Source organism: Pantoea sp. JZ29 (genome assembly GCF_035190385.1).
GTDB classification, from domain to species: domain Bacteria; phylum Pseudomonadota; class Gammaproteobacteria; order Enterobacterales; family Enterobacteriaceae; genus Pantoea; species Pantoea stewartii.
Genome location: NZ_CP045241.1, coordinates 1937671 through 1954363, shown reverse-complemented (window position 1 = coordinate 1954363; position 16693 = coordinate 1937671). Strand labels below are relative to the sequence as shown.

The window sequence follows — 16693 nt, the reverse complement described above, 5'->3', positions numbered from 1 at the left end:
CCCGATTTTTTTGGCGGTAACATCCACTGAAGCTCGAAAGGAAGCCCCATGTCATTGACGGACATCATCATCGCTCTCTGCATCGCTGCTCTGCTGGTGTTTGCGATCTACGACGAGGCGATTCTGCCACGACGTAAAGGCCCGACGTTGTTACGTGTGCCGCTGCAGCGCCGTCATAAAGCCGACAGCCTGATTTTTATTGGTTTACTGGTCATCCTGCTCTGGAACAACGTCACGCATCAGGGACCCGTGCTGACCACCACACTCTTGATGATGCTGTGCTTTTTGTCCTTCTGGCTGTTCTGGCTCCGCCGCCCCACGCTGGTCATGAAACGGGAGGGATTGTTCTTCGCGGGTATCTGGATCGCCTATTCCCGTATCCAGAGCATGAATCTGTCTGAAGACGGCATTTTAGTCATCCAGCTTGAGCAGCGGCGCTTACTGATCGCCGTGCAGCAGCTTGACGATCTTGAGCTGATTTATCAAACCCTGGTCGAAGCGCGTTAGTCGCGTTGCCACAGGGTTATCACAAAATCCGCTTCGCAGTGAAACTGCGCGCTTTCGGCTAACGTCTGCCAGACGTCTGGCCGCGCGCGCCAGGCAAAGGGCGTCATCTGCAATAATGTGGTGGCGGCCTGTCCGGTAAGGGCCATCGGATAGGTTAATGCATGCCGGGCACGTTGCTGAAAGCCCTGATACACTTTCCCTTCCGGTGCGTGCAGCTGAACATCGCGATAGATCAGCGCTTTGAACTGCGCCAGATGGTGCGGGCCCGGCGTAACCGTTAACAGGTATCCACCGGGTTTGATGACGCGATTAAGCTCCGCTTCATTACAGGGCGCATAGATGCGAACCACTGCATCAAGGGAATGGTCCGCAAACGGCAGACGCTGACTGGAGGCGACACAGAACAGGACCTGCGGATAGCGCTTCGCCGCGAGCCGAATGGCCATTTTGGCCACGTCCAGGCCAAAGACCTTGCCCGCTGGCGCAAAGTTATCCGCCAGCGCACCAGTGTAGTACCCTTCCCCACAGCCTGTATCCAGGATCTGAGCGGCCGGTACCTGCAGATGCTGATTCAGCACGTCAACCACCTTGTCCCGCAGGGGCTGATAGTAACCGGCCTGCAAAAAGTCACGTCGCGCCTGCATCATCTCCGCGCTGTCGCCCGGCTCGCGGGAGCCTTTATGTTGAACGGGCAGCAAATTGACATAGCCCTCTTTCGCCTGATCGAACTGATGGCGATTTTCGCAACACCAGCTGCGTTCGGTCAGGTTCAGGGAAGAGTGACAAAGTGGGCAAATCAAGGACATATGGCGCTCCGGCATCTATCGACGCGCAGCAGTGTACTCGACAGGGAACCCGAGCGAAAGCGTAAAAAAAGCCTCGGCCAGAAGGCCAAGGCTTTAATATCTGAGACCGGGCGCAGGGCACCCGTCTGAGGCGAAATCAGATAGCAGTAACGTTAACAGCTGCCGGGCCTTTCTGGCCGTCCTGAATTTCGAACTCAACGTTTTGGCCTTCGGCCAGCGTTTTGAAGCCGTTGCCCTGAATAGCAGAGAAGTGTACGAACACGTCTTTGCTACCGTCAGCTGGAGTGATAAAACCGAAGCCTTTAGACTCGTTGAACCACTTAACCTGACCTTTAATCTTTGCCATTTTACTAATTCCTTAAAGTGTTTATTTGCCCGGAGGCTAACCTACAGATAAAACAGAGACATTACTGAATGAGGCACTGATTAAAGTTCGGCAAGGAAGCGGTATTCAACGTCAACGTCTTTACTCGTAACTTCTTTACTGAAGATGCCATACATAAACAGAACTGTACCTCGTTTAACCCACGAATTGTTATCACATATCCGCTAAATAATGGCAAGCCATTTTTAATATGTCGATCGTTAGTTTTTGCATAATTGCAGGGTAGCTCCCAGAGAATGTACTTTATGGTACAAAATGCTGCGAACCGAAACCCAGCGACCGTCATAACTTCACGATAAAATAAAGGCTTCCTGCATCCCGGATGGGATAACGCACTACTTTTCCTGCTTTTATCATGATGTATGACAATAAATAAATTACATTGCACTAATATGGCAATAATGCACCAAATAAAGGAATGGATAAGGGGAACGGTAAACCCGGACGGCTTCAGCTTGTACAGCTTTTATTATTTCGTACAAATATAAAAATTATTATTAGTAAAATCAAAAGTTGAGACTTCCCCTCCGCACTAATCATTTTCTTGACAGCTGACGTTTGAATTACCCCGAGCGCGTAAAAGAAATAAAAAGCGAATACGCCGGAGCCTTGCCGTTTCACAAACACAGGGCCCCGTATTTCGGATTAGGTCGGATTGAGATCGCTCAGACTGTGGCTCGCCCCAATTTTCCAGGGCGCAAAATTTTGCTGACCCTCGCCGCTCTGCGCGAGTGCTCGCTGGAGTTCAGCCGGGGGCGCATCCAGTGACTCATCCGCCAGTTCGAAAACGCCCCAGTGAATGGGAAGGGTCAGTGGCTGACCTATCGCGCGCCACAACGCCACCGCCTGCTGGGGATCCATGTGTTGTGCCCCCATTAACCAGCGCGGAGCATAAGCGCCTATCGGCAAAGCGGCCAGATTAAAGGGGCCATAATGCTGCGCAATCGCCAGAAGACTGTCGCTGTAGCCGCTGTCACCGGAAAACCAAAACCGCAGCGAAGCGGTCCTGATCACCCAACCGCACCACAGGGTTCGGTTGCGATTAGTAACGGTGCGCATGCTCCAGTGGCGCGCAGGGACCGCATCAAACTGTATTCCCGCAAACACTTTCTGTTGCCACCAGTCAAGCTCATGCACCTGTTTGACCCCATGACGCTTACACCACTCCGCCAGCCCCAGCGGCACCAGAAAAATAGTGTCCGGAAAGCGGCGCACAATCTGTTTGATGGTGGGCTTATCCAGATGATCGTAATGATTATGGGATATCAGGACGTAATCCAGCCGCGGTAACTGGTCAATGGCCAGCGGAGACGGCGTTTTACGTTCAGGTCCGATAAACGGCAAAGGGGAAGCCCGCCGGGACAGCGCGGGATCAATCAGAATATAGTGTTGGTTTATGCGCATCAGCAGCGCCGCATGGCCCAGCCACCAGAGACGGTCATCCTCCCCGTTCAGATCGGCAGGTTGCCACCACTGCGTAATAAACTGGTCATAGCCCTGACGAGGCGGATGGGGTAATCCCTGGGCTTTGCGTTCACGTCGCCAGCGCTGCAGGTCACCTTGCTGGCGGCTGTCGGGCTCAGGGTTACGAAACCCCTCAGCGGTGTGATGGGGTTTACTGCTGTCATACCAGGGATTTTTCCAGGCCATCCGGCCTCCATGCAGGGTTAACGTTCCGGGATTAAACGAATCAGTCCGTCGTTTTCCGACGGCGCTTCGGGGGACGGCTCATCTGCACCATTCTGCGCCTCAATCATCCGCCGCAGCAGTGCATTCTGTTTCTTTTGCTCTTCTAACAATGACGTCAATAACGCAACCTGTTCGTTCGCCCGAACGCTGGCGCGATTAACGTAAAACCACAGCATTAATGCCACAATCAGCGCCAGCAGAAAAACGCCGTAACAGATTACCGGTCCCGCATTCGCGGCTAACTCATTCATAACTGCCTCAAGATACCTGATGAAATCACAAAAAAAGAACGACCGTCTATTCTACTCCGCGCCGCCGCAAAAGATAATGGTGACGTCAGCGATATAGCGCTTTCTGCGCTTTCAGTTATCTCTGATCGCATCCTGCCTGAAAGCGAGGCATGCTAATCCTGTACATCATGTTAAGCAGCAGTCACTGGAACGCTGCGTGGGTATCATAAGGAGATACAATGAAACTCTTCATTCGGGCGATTATCGTTATCGGCATCCTCTGGCTGGCTATGCTGTTCACGGGTTACGGCGTGCTGGCGGGCAGCAACAAGAATGCCGCGGGACTGGGGCTGAAATGTAACTATCTGACCGCAAGAGGGATGGTGACCGCGCAATATCTGCATACAGACAGCGGCGTGGTGGGCGTGACGGATTGCCCGCTGCTAAAGAAAAGTAGCGAAGTGGTCGACAACGGATAACGGAGGAGCGGGCCAACTGGCCCGCTTTTTTTTAACCCCCGTCATTGCCGGTATAGCCCAGCTCTGACGAAAGACGTTGGCCCGCTTCACGTAACAGCGTCACATACTGTTGCTTGTTCGCGGCAGAAAAGCGCAGCGTGGGAAAGGAAAGGCTCAGTCCGGCGACGGCAACACCAAAGCGATCAAAAACGGGCACGGCGATGCAGCGCACGCCCACCTCCTGTTCTTCGTTATCCTCACCATAACCCTGTGCCCTGACCTGACCCAGTGCTTCGCGTAACGCGCCTGCGTCCGGTAAGGTGTTGGCGGTGTTAATAGTGAACGTCATACGCTCCAGAATGGCATTCACCTCCTCCCGACTGCGCCAGGCCAACAACACTTTTCCCAGTGCGGTGGAGTGCAGTGGATTGCGGTGACCAATACGTGAGGCCATACGCAGGTTATACAGCGAGTCAATTTTATGCACATAGACCACGCTGTCATCATCCAGCGCGCCCAGATGGATTGTCTCTTTGGTCAGACGCGATAACTCGCGCATGTGTACATCGGCGCTACGGATAAGATCGCTATGCTGCAACGCGTTGGATCCCACCTCAAACAGTTTCAAGGTCAGCGAATATTTCTCACTTTCCCCTTCCTGCGCGACATAACCTAATGCTTTCATGGTTTGCAGGAATCGGTAGACCGTACTTTTGGACATCATCAGCCGTTGTGCCAGCTCGGTAATACCGTGATCGCGCTCTTCGCTTAACGCCTGCAAAATCCCGAATACTTTTTGCACCGAAGAGACGGCATCCGGCTGTTTATCCTTTTCGTCAGCGGCCATTTGTCACCCTGAATACGTGTTTCAAAAAAACTGGAACAGAGTTGCAGTATAGAGTGACAGCGCCGATCCCGGCAATCTTCCGGGTTTGAAACATCTCTAAAATATATTTTTTCCGTGGGTACGATGCAATTTGGCGGCCAATTGATTAGCATGATGATATTCACACTCTTTAATATTAGCCTCTATGTCACTTTCCTCTTCTGACGGCGGACTCGCAGTACCCCAACGCTACTGGGCTATTCTGACGATCGCCATCGGCCTTATCATGGCGGTACTGGATGGATCGATTGCCAATGTCGCGCTGCCAACCATCTCACGTGAGCTACAGGCCAGTCCGGCCCAGTCAGTCTGGGTGATTAATGCTTATCAGATTGCCATTGTCGCCTCGCTACTGTCGTTGTCCTTTTTAGGCGATATCGTCGGCTACCGCCGCGTGTACCAGGCAGGGCTGGTGGTGTTTGCCATCACGTCGGTGTTTTGCGCCCTTTCGCCCTCCCTTCCCCTGCTTACGCTGGGCCGGGTGCTTCAGGGCCTGGGGGGTGCGGCGATCATGAGCGTTAACACCGCTCTGATTCGTATCATTTATCCCCCACGTTATCTGGGCCGCGGCATCGCGATCAACGCCCTGCTGGTGGCGATCTCGACGGCGGCCGGCCCCACGGTTGCGGCAGCCATCCTCTCATTTGCCAGCTGGCGCTGGTTGTTTCTGATCAACCTGCCACTGGGCGTTGTCACGCTCTGGCTGGCGTTACGTTATCTGCCGGATAACCCGCAACGGGCCAAAACACAGAAGTTTGATGTCACCAGTGCGGTAATGAATGCGCTCTTTTTCGGCCTGCTTATTTCGGCGCTGGGTGGCTTTGCCCAGGGACAATCGATCTGGCTTATCGCAGGAGAACTTATCACGCTGCTTGTGGTGGGCTACTTTTTTATCCGACGCCAGCTGACGATGGCCGTGCCGTTGCTGCCGGTTGATTTGCTGCGCATCCCTATTTTTGCCCTGTCGATGTGCACCTCCGTCTGCTCTTTCTGCGCGCAGATGCTGGCGATGGTATCACTGCCCTTCTACCTGCAAAGCGTGCTGGGGCGTACAGAGGTCGAAACCGGTTTATTGCTTACGCCGTGGCCGCTGGCCACCATGCTGCTCTCACCGGTCGCGGGACGTTTAATTGAACGAGTGCATGCGGGCTTACTCGGGGGATTAGGGCTGGCCCTGTTTGCCATCGGGCTTTTTCTGCTGGCTCACTTACCTGCGAAGCCAGACGACATGGACATTATCTGGCGCATGATGCTGTGCGGGGCGGGCTTTGGCCTGTTTCAGTCCCCGAATAACCACACCATTATTACCTCCGCTCCGCGTCAACGCAGCGGTGGTGCCAGCGGTATGCTGGGCACGGCACGGTTACTGGGTCAGAGCAGCGGTGCCGCAATGGTAGCGCTGATGTTCAACTGGCTGGGCAATGACGGCACCCATGCGGCGCTGTTACTGGCGGCTGGATTCTCAACCGCAGCGGCCCTGCTCAGTCTGTCGCGCATAAAAACACCGCGCGTACAGTGATAAAAAAAGGCGACTTCTCAGTCGCCTTTTTGCCGGGTTACTTCAGGTATTCGCCGCTACGCAGCGCTTCAATACGTTTATCTAACGGGGGATGCGACATAAACAGCTCGCTGAATGACTTCCCTTTACCGTTGATACAAAACGCCATCATGCTGCTGGGCTCCTGCGGCTCGTAGCTGGTTTTCAGGCGCTGCAGTGCCGCAATCATCTTCTCACGGCCCACCAGTTTCGCTGAACCGGCATCCGCATGGAACTCACGGTGACGAGAGAACCACATGGTAATGATGCTGGCAAGGATACCAAACACCAGTTCCAGCACCATAGAAACGGCAAAGTACACCAGCGGATTACCGTTGCTGCTTTCTTCCCCATCGCGGTTACCAGACATGAAGCCTGCCGCAATCTGCGCCAGAATACGCGAAACGAAAATCACAAAGGTGTTCACGACACCCTGAATCAGGGTCATGGTGATCATATCGCCGTTGGCAATATGCGCGACTTCGTGCGCCAGCACCGCTTCAGCCTCGTCGCGGCTCATGTTTTGCAGCAGCCCGGTCGATACAGCCACCAGTGACGCATTACGGCGGGCACCGGTTGCAAAGGCGTTGATGTCAGGCGCGTGGTAAATCGCGACCTGCGGCATCGCAATACCAACCTGCCGGGCCTGCTGGCTAATGGTCTCTAACAACCAGCGCTCGGTTTCGTTGCGTGGTTGTTCAATCACTTCACCGCCGACCGAACGCAACGCCATCCACTTCGACATCAGCAGTGAGACAAACGCACCGCCGAAGCCAAACAGACCTGCCATAATCATCAGGCCCTGAACACTGCTTGACTGAATTCCTGTCAGGCTGAGAATCAGCCCGAATACCAACATCACTGCCAGGTTGGTCAGCAGGAAAAGAGCAATACGCATCATAACGGTTAATCATCCTCAGTAGTTCATGCGCTCATGCGCGGATACATATCCTATGAGCATTGTGCGGGTTTTCAAGCGACCTTAACGTTTAAGTGTCTAAAAAGACATAACTTTACAATATGACATAACCTTTACCGCAACCCTACTGAATGCGCGCAGTACAACACATTAACGTGACGCATCCTTGCCAGACTTATCATAAAAAAAGCACCGCAGTGCGGTGCTTTTTATTAAACCAGAACGTATCAGTTGCTTTTCGCTGCGGACGCGTCGGGAAGCGTCTTTTCCAGCTGCGCCAGATCGTTGGCAATCTTGACGGTTTCATCCAGATAAGGATCGGGTTCTTTGTAATCCTTAGGCAGGTCATCCAGGCTCTTCAGCGGCTTTTTGCCTTCGGCCTGATAGCGCGCATTAATGCGTTCCAGACGCAGCGCATCGTCTTCGTGGTTCTCTTTCTCGCGTTGAGCAAGATTGAGCGACACGATATTGCGCTTGTCCTTCATGGCATTAAAGCGGGCAATGTCCTTCATGATGTACTGGAACTCACGATCTTTCGCGATACGTTCATCATGTTCTTTCGTCAACTGCGGCACCAGCGCTTTCACATCTCCGGTTTTCGCGTAGGTGGCAGCCGTGATGCTGTCCCACGGTAAGGCGTTATCTTCAAACTTCTCGCCTGTCTCCGCCGCTTCAACGCCGGTAGGCATCAGCAGATCGGGGGTGACGCCTTTACGCTGTGTACTGCCACCGTTAATACGGTAGAACTTCTGAATCGTGTACTGAACCGATCCCAGCGCAGGCCATTCCGGACGCAGCATCTGATCGTAAATGCGGTTCAGCGAGCGATACTGCTGAACGGTGCCTTTACCAAAGGTCGGCTCGCCAACAATCAGCGCACGCCCATAGTCCTGCATTGCCGCCGCAAAGATTTCAGAGGCAGACGCACTGAAGCGGTCAACCAGCACCACCAGCGGCCCTTTATAGTACACAATGCCGTCGTTATCGCTGTCCTGACGGATGCGACCGTTATTGTCGCGCACCTGCACCACGGGGCCACTTGGGATAAACAGGCCAGACAGTGAGACCGCCTCGGTCAGTGCGCCACCGCCGTTGGTCCGCAGATCAATCACGATGCTGTCGACATTCTGCTTTTGCAGTTTCTGCAACTGCACTTTGACATCATCGGTCAGGCCCACGTAGAAGCCCGGAATATCCAGTACGCCGACTTTCTGTTTGCCCACATTGTGAATACTCATCTTAACGGCGCGATCTTCCAGACGGATTTTCTCACGCGTCAGTGTCACAATGCGGGTTTTAGTACCTTTACCGGCAGGCAGGATTTCAAGGCGAACCTTACTGCCTTTCGGTCCTTTAATTTTGGCGACGACATCATCCAGACGCCAGCCAATCACATCTTCCATTGGCTTGCCTGGCTCACCGACGCCGACAATACGATCGCCAACGGTGATGGCTTTACTTTTCGCCGCCGGGCCACCCGCGACCATAGAATTGATCACGGTATAATCGTCATCCATCTGCAGTACGGCGCCAATCCCTTCGAGCGACAGGCTCATTTCAGTATTGAACTGCTCGGTATTGCGCGGCGACAGATAGTTGGTGTGCGGATCGATTTCGTGGGCAAATGCATTCATTGCCAGCTGGAACACATCTTCGCTGTTGCTCTGTGCCAGGCGACGGATGGCGAAGTTATAGCGTTTGGTCAGCACGTCACGAATTTCTTTTTCGTCTTTACCGGCCAGCTTCAGGCTCAACTCATCGTATTTCACCTTGGCATCCCACAGCGCATTTAATTCGTTCTGGTCTTTCGGCCAGGGCGCTTTGGAACGGTCAATATCGATGGTGTCATTACCGGTAAAGTTCATCGGGCGAGCCAGGACCGTGAGCGCGTACTGATAGCGTTCGAAGCGGCGTTTCTGGGCCAGATTATAAAGATCGTAAAAAATATCCAGCTTACCGCTACGCAGTTCGTCACCCAGCTGTGTTTTCTTGCTGGCAAACTGTGCTACATCCGACGCCAGCAGCACGTTGTGGCTGTAGTCGAGCATGTTGAGGTAGCGGTCAAAAATTTTGGCGGAAAACGCCCCGTCCAGATCGAACTGACGATAGTGAGAACGCGTGAACCGTGAGGTGACGCGCTCGCTGACGGTAGGATCCTGGGGATCTTCATGCAACTGAGGAATTTGATCGGCACGAGTGATGTTCTCGGCGGCAAAGGAAGGGCCTGACAACAGCAGGCCCGCGATCAATCCAACTTTTAACAAGGTGTTCATGCCGGGGTCAGCCTCCGTTTCAGAACTGCAGGTGTTCTGCGCGCACAATCATTGCCATGCCGGAAGCGAGCTGTACCCGGACGCCGTCTTTAGAAACTTCCAGAACGGTTGCGTCCATTGCACTTTTGCCTGCTTTAACTTTAATACTCTGGCCGGGTTGCAAAGTTGAGGTATCAGTGATGGGTTTAGCCTGCTGCTGCTCCGGACGGGGTGCCGGTTTGCGATGCTGCGATGCAGTAGGACGCTCAGCAGACTGCGGACGCGGCTTACGCGCGGCGTCACCCTCTGCGGCTTTACGCGGAGCAGGTTTGCGTGGACGACGTGGCGCGCTGGCCCCTTCTTCGCCCTCACCGGCTTCACGACGCGCGGCCCGCTGCTGATCGCGTTGCGCCTGAACACGCGCTTTCGCGTCTTCCAGCTGCTTGCGGGCATGCTCAACGTGCTGCTCATCGAGAACACCGCACGGATTGCCGTCGAGATCCACGCGGGTCGCACCCGCTTTAATACCGTACAGATAGCGCCAGCTGGAGGTATAAAGACGTAATGCTGAACGTAACTGTGTTTTGCTCAGGTTCATTTCGCCCTGAACGCGCTCGACCAGATCCTGAAAGATACCGATTTTGAGCGGACGCGCTTCACCTTCAGCGCTAAAGCAGTGCGGAAAGCGCTCCGCCAGAAAGCTGATGACTTCTTTACTGCTATTCAACTTAGGTTGATTTTCCATGAAATTTCCTGATTACTACGGGTTTGCCGACCAGAGCAGGCATGAACAGGCGACATTATAATGACAACATCGCTAAATGCCATGCAATCCAGTCGATTAGCTACGCGTCAGCTGCAAATATTTTTCTAAGTCCGTGTTCGCGAGCACGTCGCAAAGCCCGTCAGTCAAGGCTACCAGCCCTTTTTCATCATCACTATCAAAGCGATTGTATTCCACACTGTCGATATCCAGCACGCCCACAACGTGACCGTTTACTTTCAGAGGAATCACAATTTCAGCATTACTGGCCGCATCGCAGGCGATGTGCCCCGGAAACGCATGCACATCATCCACACGCTGGACCTGATTTTCCGCCAGCGCTGTACCACAGACACCTTTACCCACGGGGATGCGCACACAGGCAATTTTACCCTGGAACGGGCCAAGAACCAGTGTGTCTGCTTCCGTCAGCAGGTAGAAGCCTGCCCAGTTCACGCCTTCGAGACGTTCATACAACAGCGCGCTAAAGTTACCCATCGCGGCGAGGAACGCCGTTTCTCCCGCCAGCAAGGCGCGCATATCGCGATCTAAATCGGCGTAAAAGGCAGTTTTGTTCATTATTCAACCGTTACCAGTGACATCCGGGCGGCTAACCACTCCGCCAGTTAAAAATAAGCACTAAAAATCCATAGCCATAAGGTGAATCATAGCGTTAGTTACTATAACCTTAACATTCTGTGGATCGAAGCTTGATACCCGAAACAGGTACACAGCAATGTCTTAACAACCCTTTGCGTAAATAACAATAAGCGAACCCTGCACTCTTTATGAAAATTCACGCGATTAGCGAGACATTGCCCCACGCACGTTATCAGCGTTGTCCGCAATGCGATACCCTTTTTTCCTTACCAGATGTGAAATCGCATCAGTCGGCACATTGCCCCCGTTGTAATGCGCAAATTGTCAGCGGCTATGACTGGTCGATGACGCGTCTGCTGGCGATGGCGGCCACCATGCTGGTCCTGATGCCGTTCGCCTTCAGCATGCCGTTGATTGATATCCGGCTGCTGGGTATGCGCATTAACGCCAGCCTGCTGGAAGGCATTGTGCAGATGACGCTGCAGGGCAACGTGTTAACGGCCTCCATGGTGGCGTTCTGTACTATCGGTGCGCCCGTCACGCTTGTGGCCGGCATTGGCTACCTGGCGCTGGGCCAGCGTTTGGGCATGAATCTGCGCCCGGTTCTGCTGATGCTGGAGAAGCTGAAAGAGTGGGTCATGCTGGACATTTTCCTGATTGGCATCGCGGTGGCGTCGATTAAAGTTCAGGAATACGCCGATCTCGAAATGGGCTACGGTCTGGTGGCCTACATTGCCCTGACCGTCCTGAGCGTGATGACGCTGATTCATCTCAATATTGAACAGCTATGGGAACACTTTTATCCGCAACAGCCTCAGGTGACGCGACGGGAGGATCTGCAGGTTTGTCTCAACTGCCATTATACCGATGTTCCCGACGCACGAGGCCGTTGCCCCCGCTGCCATACACCGCTCGACTTCCGTCGCCGTCACAGCCTGCAAAAATCCTGGGCTGCGCTCATCGCCTCCATTGTGCTGCTGATCCCGGCCAATCTGCTGCCCATTTCGGTGGTGTACCTCAATGGCTCGCGGCGGGAAGATACGATCTTCTCCGGCATTCTTTCCCTGGCATCCGGTAATATTCCGGTCGCCGCCATCGTCTTTATCGCCAGTATCTTAGTGCCCTTTACCAAGGTTCTGGTCATGCTGGCGCTGCTTCTCAGCATTCATTTTCGCTGCGAGCAAGGCCTGAAAACCCGCATCCGTCTCCTGCGTTTTGTAACCTGGGTCGGTCGCTGGTCTATGCTGGATCTGTTTGTCATTTCGTTAACCATGTCACTGGTCAATCGTGACCAGTTACTGGCTTTTACCATGGGACCTGCCGCGTTTTACTTTGGCGCGGCTGTGATCCTGACCATTATGGCCGTTGAGTGGCTGGATAGCCGCCTGCTCTGGGATGCACATGCAACAGGAAACGCCGACTACACCGACTAATGCTACGCTGCGTAATAAGCGTAAAATTTCCCCTTTTTGGCTGCTGCCCGTTATCGCCATGCTGATTGCGGGCTGGCTGCTATGGACGAATTTTCAGGAGCGCGGCACCACAATCACCATTAATTTCCAGACGGCAGATGGGATTGTGCCCGGGCGCACGCCTGTGCGCTATCAGGGCGTGGAAGTCGGTACCGTGCAGGGCATCAACCTGAGCGACGACTATCGCAAGATCCAGATCAAAGCCAGCATCAAAAGTGATATGCGTGATGCGCTGCGTGAGAATACGCAATTCTGGCTGGTGACACCGAAAGCCTCGCTGGCCGGGGTTTCCGGCCTTGATGCGCTGGTCGGCGGTAACTACATCGGCATGATGCCGGGCGATGGTAAAGAGAGCGACACCTTCACCGCCCTGGATACGCAACCGAAATACCGTGTTAATACCGGCGAGCTGATGATCCACCTTCATGCACCGGATCTGGGCTCGCTGAATACCGGCTCACTGGTCTATTACCGCAAAATTCCGGTAGGCCGCGTGTACGACTACAGTATCAACGGTCAAAACAACGGCGTGTCAATTGACGTGCTTATCGAACGTCGCTTCGTCAACCTGGTGAAAACCAACAGCCGTTTCTGGAACGTGTCCGGCCTGAACGCTGATGTCAGCCTGAGCGGTGCCAAAGTGCAGTTGGAAAGCCTGGCGGCACTGGTCAATGGCGCGATTGCCTTTGACTCGCCCGAAGGCGCGGAAGCCGCAAAGAGCGACCAGAATTACACCCTCTATCCTGATCTGGCTCACAGCCAGCGCGGTGTGCTGATTAGCCTCGATCTGCCCAACGGCGATAACCTGTCGGCTAACCGAACGCCGCTGATGTACCAGGGTCTGGAAGTCGGTACGCTCACCAAACTGAATCTGCAGGACGGCGGCAAAGTCACCGGCGAGATGACGGTTGATCCGTCTGTGGTCGGCCTGATGCGCGAAGGCACACGCATTGAAATGCACAGTCCGAAACTCAGCCTGACTGACACCAGCCTGAGCAGTCTGCTGACCGGCAATACCTTTGAACTGGTGCCCGGCGACGGTCCACCCGTACAGCATTTTACCGTGGTTGCGCCTGACAAAACGCTGCTGCAGCAACCCAATGTGCTCACCGTAAAACTCAGCGCGCCGGAGAGCTATGGCATCGATGCGGGGCAACCGCTGATGTTATACGGTATGAAAATCGGCCAGGTCATCTCGCGCGATCTGGATGAAAATGGGGTGAATTTTGTTGTGGCAATCAATCCTGACCACCGGCAACTGGTGCACAGCGACAGTAAATTCATCGTGAACAGTCGTCTTGATGTGAAATTCGGTCTGGACGGCATGCAGGTGCTGGGAGCCAGCGCACGTGAATGGGTCGATGGCGGTATTCGTCTGGATCCCGGCAAGCGCGGCGCGCCAAAAGCCGCCTATCCGCTGTTTGCGGATGCGGAACGTGCGGAGGAAGGTATTGTGGGTGACGGTCCGTCGACCACGCTGATGCTGACCGCGAAAAGTCTGCCGGATGTTCAGGCGGGATCTGTCGTGCTGTACCGCAAGTTCCAGGTGGGCGAAATCACGAAAGTCACACCGCGCGCGGATGCGTTTGATATCGCCGTTCATATCAAACCGGAATACCGTAAGCTCCTCACCAACGAAAGTGTCTTCTGGGCGGAAGGCGGCGCACGCGTGCAGCTTAACGGCAGCGGATTAACGGTGCAGGCCTCCCCGCTGAACCGGGCTTTAAAAGGCGCGATCAGCTTTGACAACCTGACCGGGGCCAAAGTGGATAAAGGCGTAAAACGCGTGCTTTATCCGTCCGAAACGGCCGCTCGCGCGGTGGGCAGCCAGATTACCCTACACACCTATGATGCCAGCAAACTGTCCGCGGGCATGCCGATTCGCTATCTGGGCATTAACGTGGGTCAGATCGAATCGCTGTCGCTGAGTGACGACAATAATCAGGTGGTGGCCAAAGCCGTACTTTACCCGGAATACGTGCAGAACTTCGCGCGCGTCGACAGTCGTTTCTCCGTGGTGTCGCCCGAGATTTCGGCCGCCGGGGTGAATCATCTGGAAACGATCCTGCAGCCTTACGTTAACGTTGACCCGGGTAAAGGACGCGGCGCGCGGACCTTTGAGCTGCAGGAAAGCACCATCACCGACTCGCGTTACCTCAACGGCCTGAACATCTATGTGGATGCCACCGAAGCGGGTTCTCTGTCATTAGGGACGCCGGTCCTGTTCCGGGGCGTCGAAGTCGGTACCGTGACCGGCACCTCGTTGGGTAATATGGCGGATCGCGTGCAAATCGCCCTGCGCATCAGTAAGAAATATCAGCATCTGGTACGTAATAACTCGGTGTTCTGGCTCGCCTCCGGCTATAACCTGGACTTTGGGCTGATTGGCGGTGTGGTGAAAACCGGTACCTTCCAGCAATTTATCCGCGGCGGCATTCAGTTTGCTACGCCACCGACGGTCCCGCTGGCCCCGCAGGCGAATGCGAACAAGCACTTCCTGCTGCAGGACGAACCGCCGAAAGAGTGGCGTAACTGGGGTACGGCCATTCCTGACCCGAACCAACCTTAATCCTTCCAAAACGGGCAGCCAGGCTGCCCGTTTTCTTTCCGCGTGTTACACTCCCGCCTTTGCCTCAAAGAGAACTTATCCGTGTCCGACGCCGCTTCACGTTTTCCTGCCGATTTCCTTGACCTTATGCGCCAGAGCCTGCCCGATGAGGCCAGCCTGCAGCAGTTTATCGACATCAGCCAGCAGCCGTTACGCCGCAGCCTCCGAGTCAATACGTTAAAAATCAGCGTCAGCGCGTTTCTGGCCCAAACGGCTCACTACGGCTGGCAGCTTACGCCGGTGCCGTGGTGTGAAGACGGCTTCTGGATCAGCCGGGAGGATGAAAGTTTACCGTTGGGTAGCGTGGCAGAGCATCTGAGTGGCCTGTTTTATATTCAGGAAGCCAGCTCGATGCTGCCGGTGACGGCGCTGTTTGATGCCTGTCCCGATGCACAGCATGTCATGGATATGGCGGCCGCCCCCGGCTCGAAAACAACACAGATTGCTGCCCGAATGCACAACCAGGGAATTGTCCTTGCTAATGAGTTCTCTTCCAGCCGGGTAAAAGTGCTGCACGCGAACATTACCCGCTGTGGCGTGACCAATACCGCGCTGACTCACTTTGACGCCCGCGTCTTTGGGCCTGCGCTGCCGGAACAGTTCGATGCGATCCTGCTGGATGCGCCCTGCTCTGGCGAAGGCGTGATACGTAAAGATGCGGATGCGCTGAAAAACTGGTCGCTTGCCAGCACCCACGATATCGCCCAGACCCAACGCGATCTGATTGACAGCGCGTTTCATGCCCTGAAGCCTGGCGGTACGCTGGTGTACTCCACCTGCACACTCAATCCGATCGAAAACCAACAGGTTGTGGCCTGGCTGCTGGCGCGCTACCCCGCAGCCGTCGAGGTTGCGCCGCTGACGACGCTGTTTCCAGGCGCAGAACAGGCAGCCACGCCCGAAGGTTACCTGCACGTCTTTCCTCAGCTGTTTGACAGTGAAGGCTTCTTTGTCGCGCGGTTACGCAAAATCGCCTCTGTTGAGCGGCTGCCTGCGCCGACATACAAAGTCGGCAAGCTCCCGTTTACCCCCGTAAACCGCAAACTGGAAAACGATATTGTTCAGGCGGCCGCGAAGGTGGCGCTTCAGTGGGATGAGCGCCTGCAACTGTGGCAACGCGATAAAGAGATTTGGCTGTTTCCCGCCGACATCGTCCCGCTGTTAGGACAGGTCCGTTTCTCGCGGATTGGCCTGAAACTGGCTGAAACCTTTGCGAAGGGTTATCGCTGGCAACATGAGGCCGTTGTCGCGCTGGCGTCACCGCGTCCAGCGCAGACAGTGGAACTGAATGAGGCGGAAGCGGAAGCGTGGTTTCGCGGTCGCGATATCTACCCTGAAAACCCGCCCACCGTTGATGAGATGATTGTGACCTATCAGGCTCAGCCGCTGGGGCTGGCAAAACGGGTTGGCAGCCGGATTAAAAACAGCTATCCGCGCGAACTGGTGCGCGACGGTCGGCTGTTCCGTTAAGCCGTCACACCCCGAAAGTGACACTGTCACATATTCGGCGCTGTTTTGCTGATATCAGCGCCAGAACCGTCGTTCAGCGCGGACGGACCTGCACAAGCGGCAGGCATCGCG

15 protein-coding genes and 1 pseudogene are annotated in these 16693 nt (G+C 54.7%); 6 read left to right on the top strand and 10 right to left on the bottom strand.

From position 1 onward, the window contains the following. Positions 1-48: 48 nt before the first annotated feature. Entirely contained in the window at positions 49-507 is a 459-nt protein-coding gene (locus tag GC090_RS09095) for a DUF986 family protein (RefSeq protein WP_324021416.1), read from the top strand. On the opposite strand, the gene rlmA is transcribed toward GC090_RS09095, so the two are convergent. The 5 genes and pseudogenes from rlmA to GC090_RS09070 all read right to left on the bottom strand — a co-directional run bounded on the left by rlmA (position 504) and on the right by GC090_RS09070 (position 3638). Next, positions 504-1313: a 23S rRNA (guanine(745)-N(1))-methyltransferase gene (gene rlmA, locus GC090_RS09090; protein ID WP_006119468.1), complete on the bottom strand. Its 810-nt coding sequence runs from the start codon at positions 1311-1313 to the stop codon at positions 504-506. The two genes, GC090_RS09095 and rlmA, sit on opposite strands and share 4 nt — an antisense overlap. 136 nt (positions 1314-1449) lie before the next feature. Then, the gene (gene cspE / locus GC090_RS09085) at positions 1450-1659 is read right to left on the bottom strand and encodes a transcription antiterminator/RNA stability regulator CspE (protein WP_001062678.1); all 210 of its coding nucleotides are present in this window, start codon (positions 1657-1659) and stop codon (positions 1450-1452) included. 36 nt (positions 1660-1695) lie between these two features. Further along, positions 1696-1814, bottom strand: a pseudogene (locus tag GC090_RS09080) (DUF2627 domain-containing protein). Between the two features lie 529 nt (positions 1815-2343). After that, positions 2344-3348 carry an MBL fold metallo-hydrolase gene (locus tag GC090_RS09075; RefSeq protein ID WP_324021415.1) on the bottom strand — a complete coding sequence of 335 codons (1005 nt, stop codon included), beginning with the start codon at positions 3346-3348 and terminating at the stop codon, positions 2344-2346. 17 nt (positions 3349-3365) lie between these two features. Beyond that, positions 3366-3638 (bottom strand): YebO family protein, encoded by a 273-nt coding sequence (locus tag GC090_RS09070; RefSeq protein ID WP_185199370.1) that lies wholly within the window; start codon positions 3636-3638, stop codon positions 3366-3368. A 218-nt stretch (positions 3639-3856) separates the two neighbouring features. On the opposite strand from GC090_RS09070, the gene GC090_RS09065 reads away from it, so the two are divergent. Continuing rightward, positions 3857-4096 (top strand): YobH family protein, encoded by a 240-nt coding sequence (locus GC090_RS09065; protein ID WP_033741931.1) that lies wholly within the window; start codon positions 3857-3859, stop codon positions 4094-4096. Between the two features lie 31 nt (positions 4097-4127). On the opposite strand, the gene kdgR is transcribed toward GC090_RS09065, so the two are convergent. Further along, a complete protein-coding gene (gene kdgR, locus GC090_RS09060; protein ID WP_006119473.1) occupies positions 4128-4922 on the bottom strand; it encodes a DNA-binding transcriptional regulator KdgR in 795 nt (264 codons plus the stop codon). Positions 4923-5106: 184 nt separating this feature from the next. Here kdgR and GC090_RS09055 point away from each other — a divergent pair, with 184 nt between their 5' ends. After that, a complete protein-coding gene (locus GC090_RS09055; protein ID WP_039343096.1) occupies positions 5107-6480 on the top strand; it encodes an MFS transporter in 1374 nt (457 codons plus the stop codon). A gap of 37 nt (positions 6481-6517) precedes the next feature. Here GC090_RS09055 and htpX read toward each other — a convergent pair whose 3' ends face one another. The 4 genes from htpX to GC090_RS09035 all read right to left on the bottom strand — a co-directional run bounded on the left by htpX (position 6518) and on the right by GC090_RS09035 (position 11011). Then, the gene (gene htpX / locus GC090_RS09050; RefSeq protein ID WP_033741934.1) at positions 6518-7399 is read right to left on the bottom strand and encodes a protease HtpX; all 882 of its coding nucleotides are present in this window, start codon (positions 7397-7399) and stop codon (positions 6518-6520) included. 245 nt (positions 7400-7644) lie between these two features. Next, positions 7645-9690: a carboxy terminal-processing peptidase gene (prc, locus tag GC090_RS09045; protein ID WP_033741935.1), complete on the bottom strand. Its 2046-nt coding sequence runs from the start codon at positions 9688-9690 to the stop codon at positions 7645-7647. Positions 9691-9709: 19 nt separating this feature from the next. Beyond that, entirely contained in the window at positions 9710-10414 is a 705-nt protein-coding gene (proQ, locus tag GC090_RS09040) for an RNA chaperone ProQ (RefSeq protein WP_006120309.1), read from the bottom strand. Between the two features lie 96 nt (positions 10415-10510). Beyond that, positions 10511-11011, bottom strand: coding sequence for a free L-methionine (R)-S-oxide reductase MsrC (locus GC090_RS09035; RefSeq protein WP_039343102.1), 501 nt, complete (start codon positions 11009-11011; stop codon positions 10511-10513). Positions 11012-11220: 209 nt separating this feature from the next. On the opposite strand from GC090_RS09035, the gene yebS reads away from it, so the two are divergent. The 3 genes from yebS to rsmF all read left to right on the top strand — a co-directional run bounded on the left by yebS (position 11221) and on the right by rsmF (position 16582). Continuing rightward, positions 11221-12465, top strand: a complete 1245-nt coding sequence (gene yebS / locus GC090_RS09030) for a membrane integrity lipid transport subunit YebS (RefSeq protein WP_033741942.1) — start codon at positions 11221-11223, stop codon at positions 12463-12465. After that, positions 12434-15073 (top strand): PqiB family protein, encoded by a 2640-nt coding sequence (locus tag GC090_RS09025; RefSeq protein ID WP_033741944.1) that lies wholly within the window; start codon positions 12434-12436, stop codon positions 15071-15073. The genes yebS and GC090_RS09025 overlap by 32 nt, the downstream gene beginning before the upstream one ends. Before the next feature lie 81 nt (positions 15074-15154). Then, complete coding sequence (rsmF, locus tag GC090_RS09020; RefSeq protein WP_039343108.1) at positions 15155-16582, top strand: 16S rRNA (cytosine(1407)-C(5))-methyltransferase RsmF; 1428 nt, start codon at positions 15155-15157, stop codon at positions 16580-16582. Positions 16583-16693 lie beyond the last annotated feature (111 nt).

Coding starts and splice junctions, on each gene's coding strand:
- htpX (WP_033741934.1), bottom strand. CDS start 7,399: ATGATGCGTATTGCTCTTTTCCTGCTGACCAACCTGGCAGTGATGTTG.
- kdgR (WP_006119473.1), bottom strand. CDS start 4,922: ATGGCCGCTGACGAAAAGGATAAACAGCCGGATGCCGTCTCTTCGGTG.
- GC090_RS09035 (WP_039343102.1), bottom strand. CDS start 11,011: ATGAACAAAACTGCCTTTTACGCCGATTTAGATCGCGATATGCGCGCC.
- cspE (WP_001062678.1), bottom strand. CDS start 1,659: ATGGCAAAGATTAAAGGTCAGGTTAAGTGGTTCAACGAGTCTAAAGGC.
- GC090_RS09075 (WP_324021415.1), bottom strand. CDS start 3,348: ATGGCCTGGAAAAATCCCTGGTATGACAGCAGTAAACCCCATCACACC.
- GC090_RS09070 (WP_185199370.1), bottom strand. CDS start 3,638: ATGAATGAGTTAGCCGCGAATGCGGGACCGGTAATCTGTTACGGCGTT.
- GC090_RS09065 (WP_033741931.1), top strand. CDS start 3,857: ATGAAACTCTTCATTCGGGCGATTATCGTTATCGGCATCCTCTGGCTG.
- GC090_RS09025 (WP_033741944.1), top strand. CDS start 12,434: ATGCAACAGGAAACGCCGACTACACCGACTAATGCTACGCTGCGTAAT.
- GC090_RS09055 (WP_039343096.1), top strand. CDS start 5,107: ATGTCACTTTCCTCTTCTGACGGCGGACTCGCAGTACCCCAACGCTAC.
- yebS (WP_033741942.1), top strand. CDS start 11,221: ATGAAAATTCACGCGATTAGCGAGACATTGCCCCACGCACGTTATCAG.
- proQ (WP_006120309.1), bottom strand. CDS start 10,414: ATGGAAAATCAACCTAAGTTGAATAGCAGTAAAGAAGTCATCAGCTTT.
- GC090_RS09095 (WP_324021416.1), top strand. CDS start 49: ATGTCATTGACGGACATCATCATCGCTCTCTGCATCGCTGCTCTGCTG.
- rlmA (WP_006119468.1), bottom strand. CDS start 1,313: ATGTCCTTGATTTGCCCACTTTGTCACTCTTCCCTGAACCTGACCGAA.
- prc (WP_033741935.1), bottom strand. CDS start 9,690: ATGAACACCTTGTTAAAAGTTGGATTGATCGCGGGCCTGCTGTTGTCA.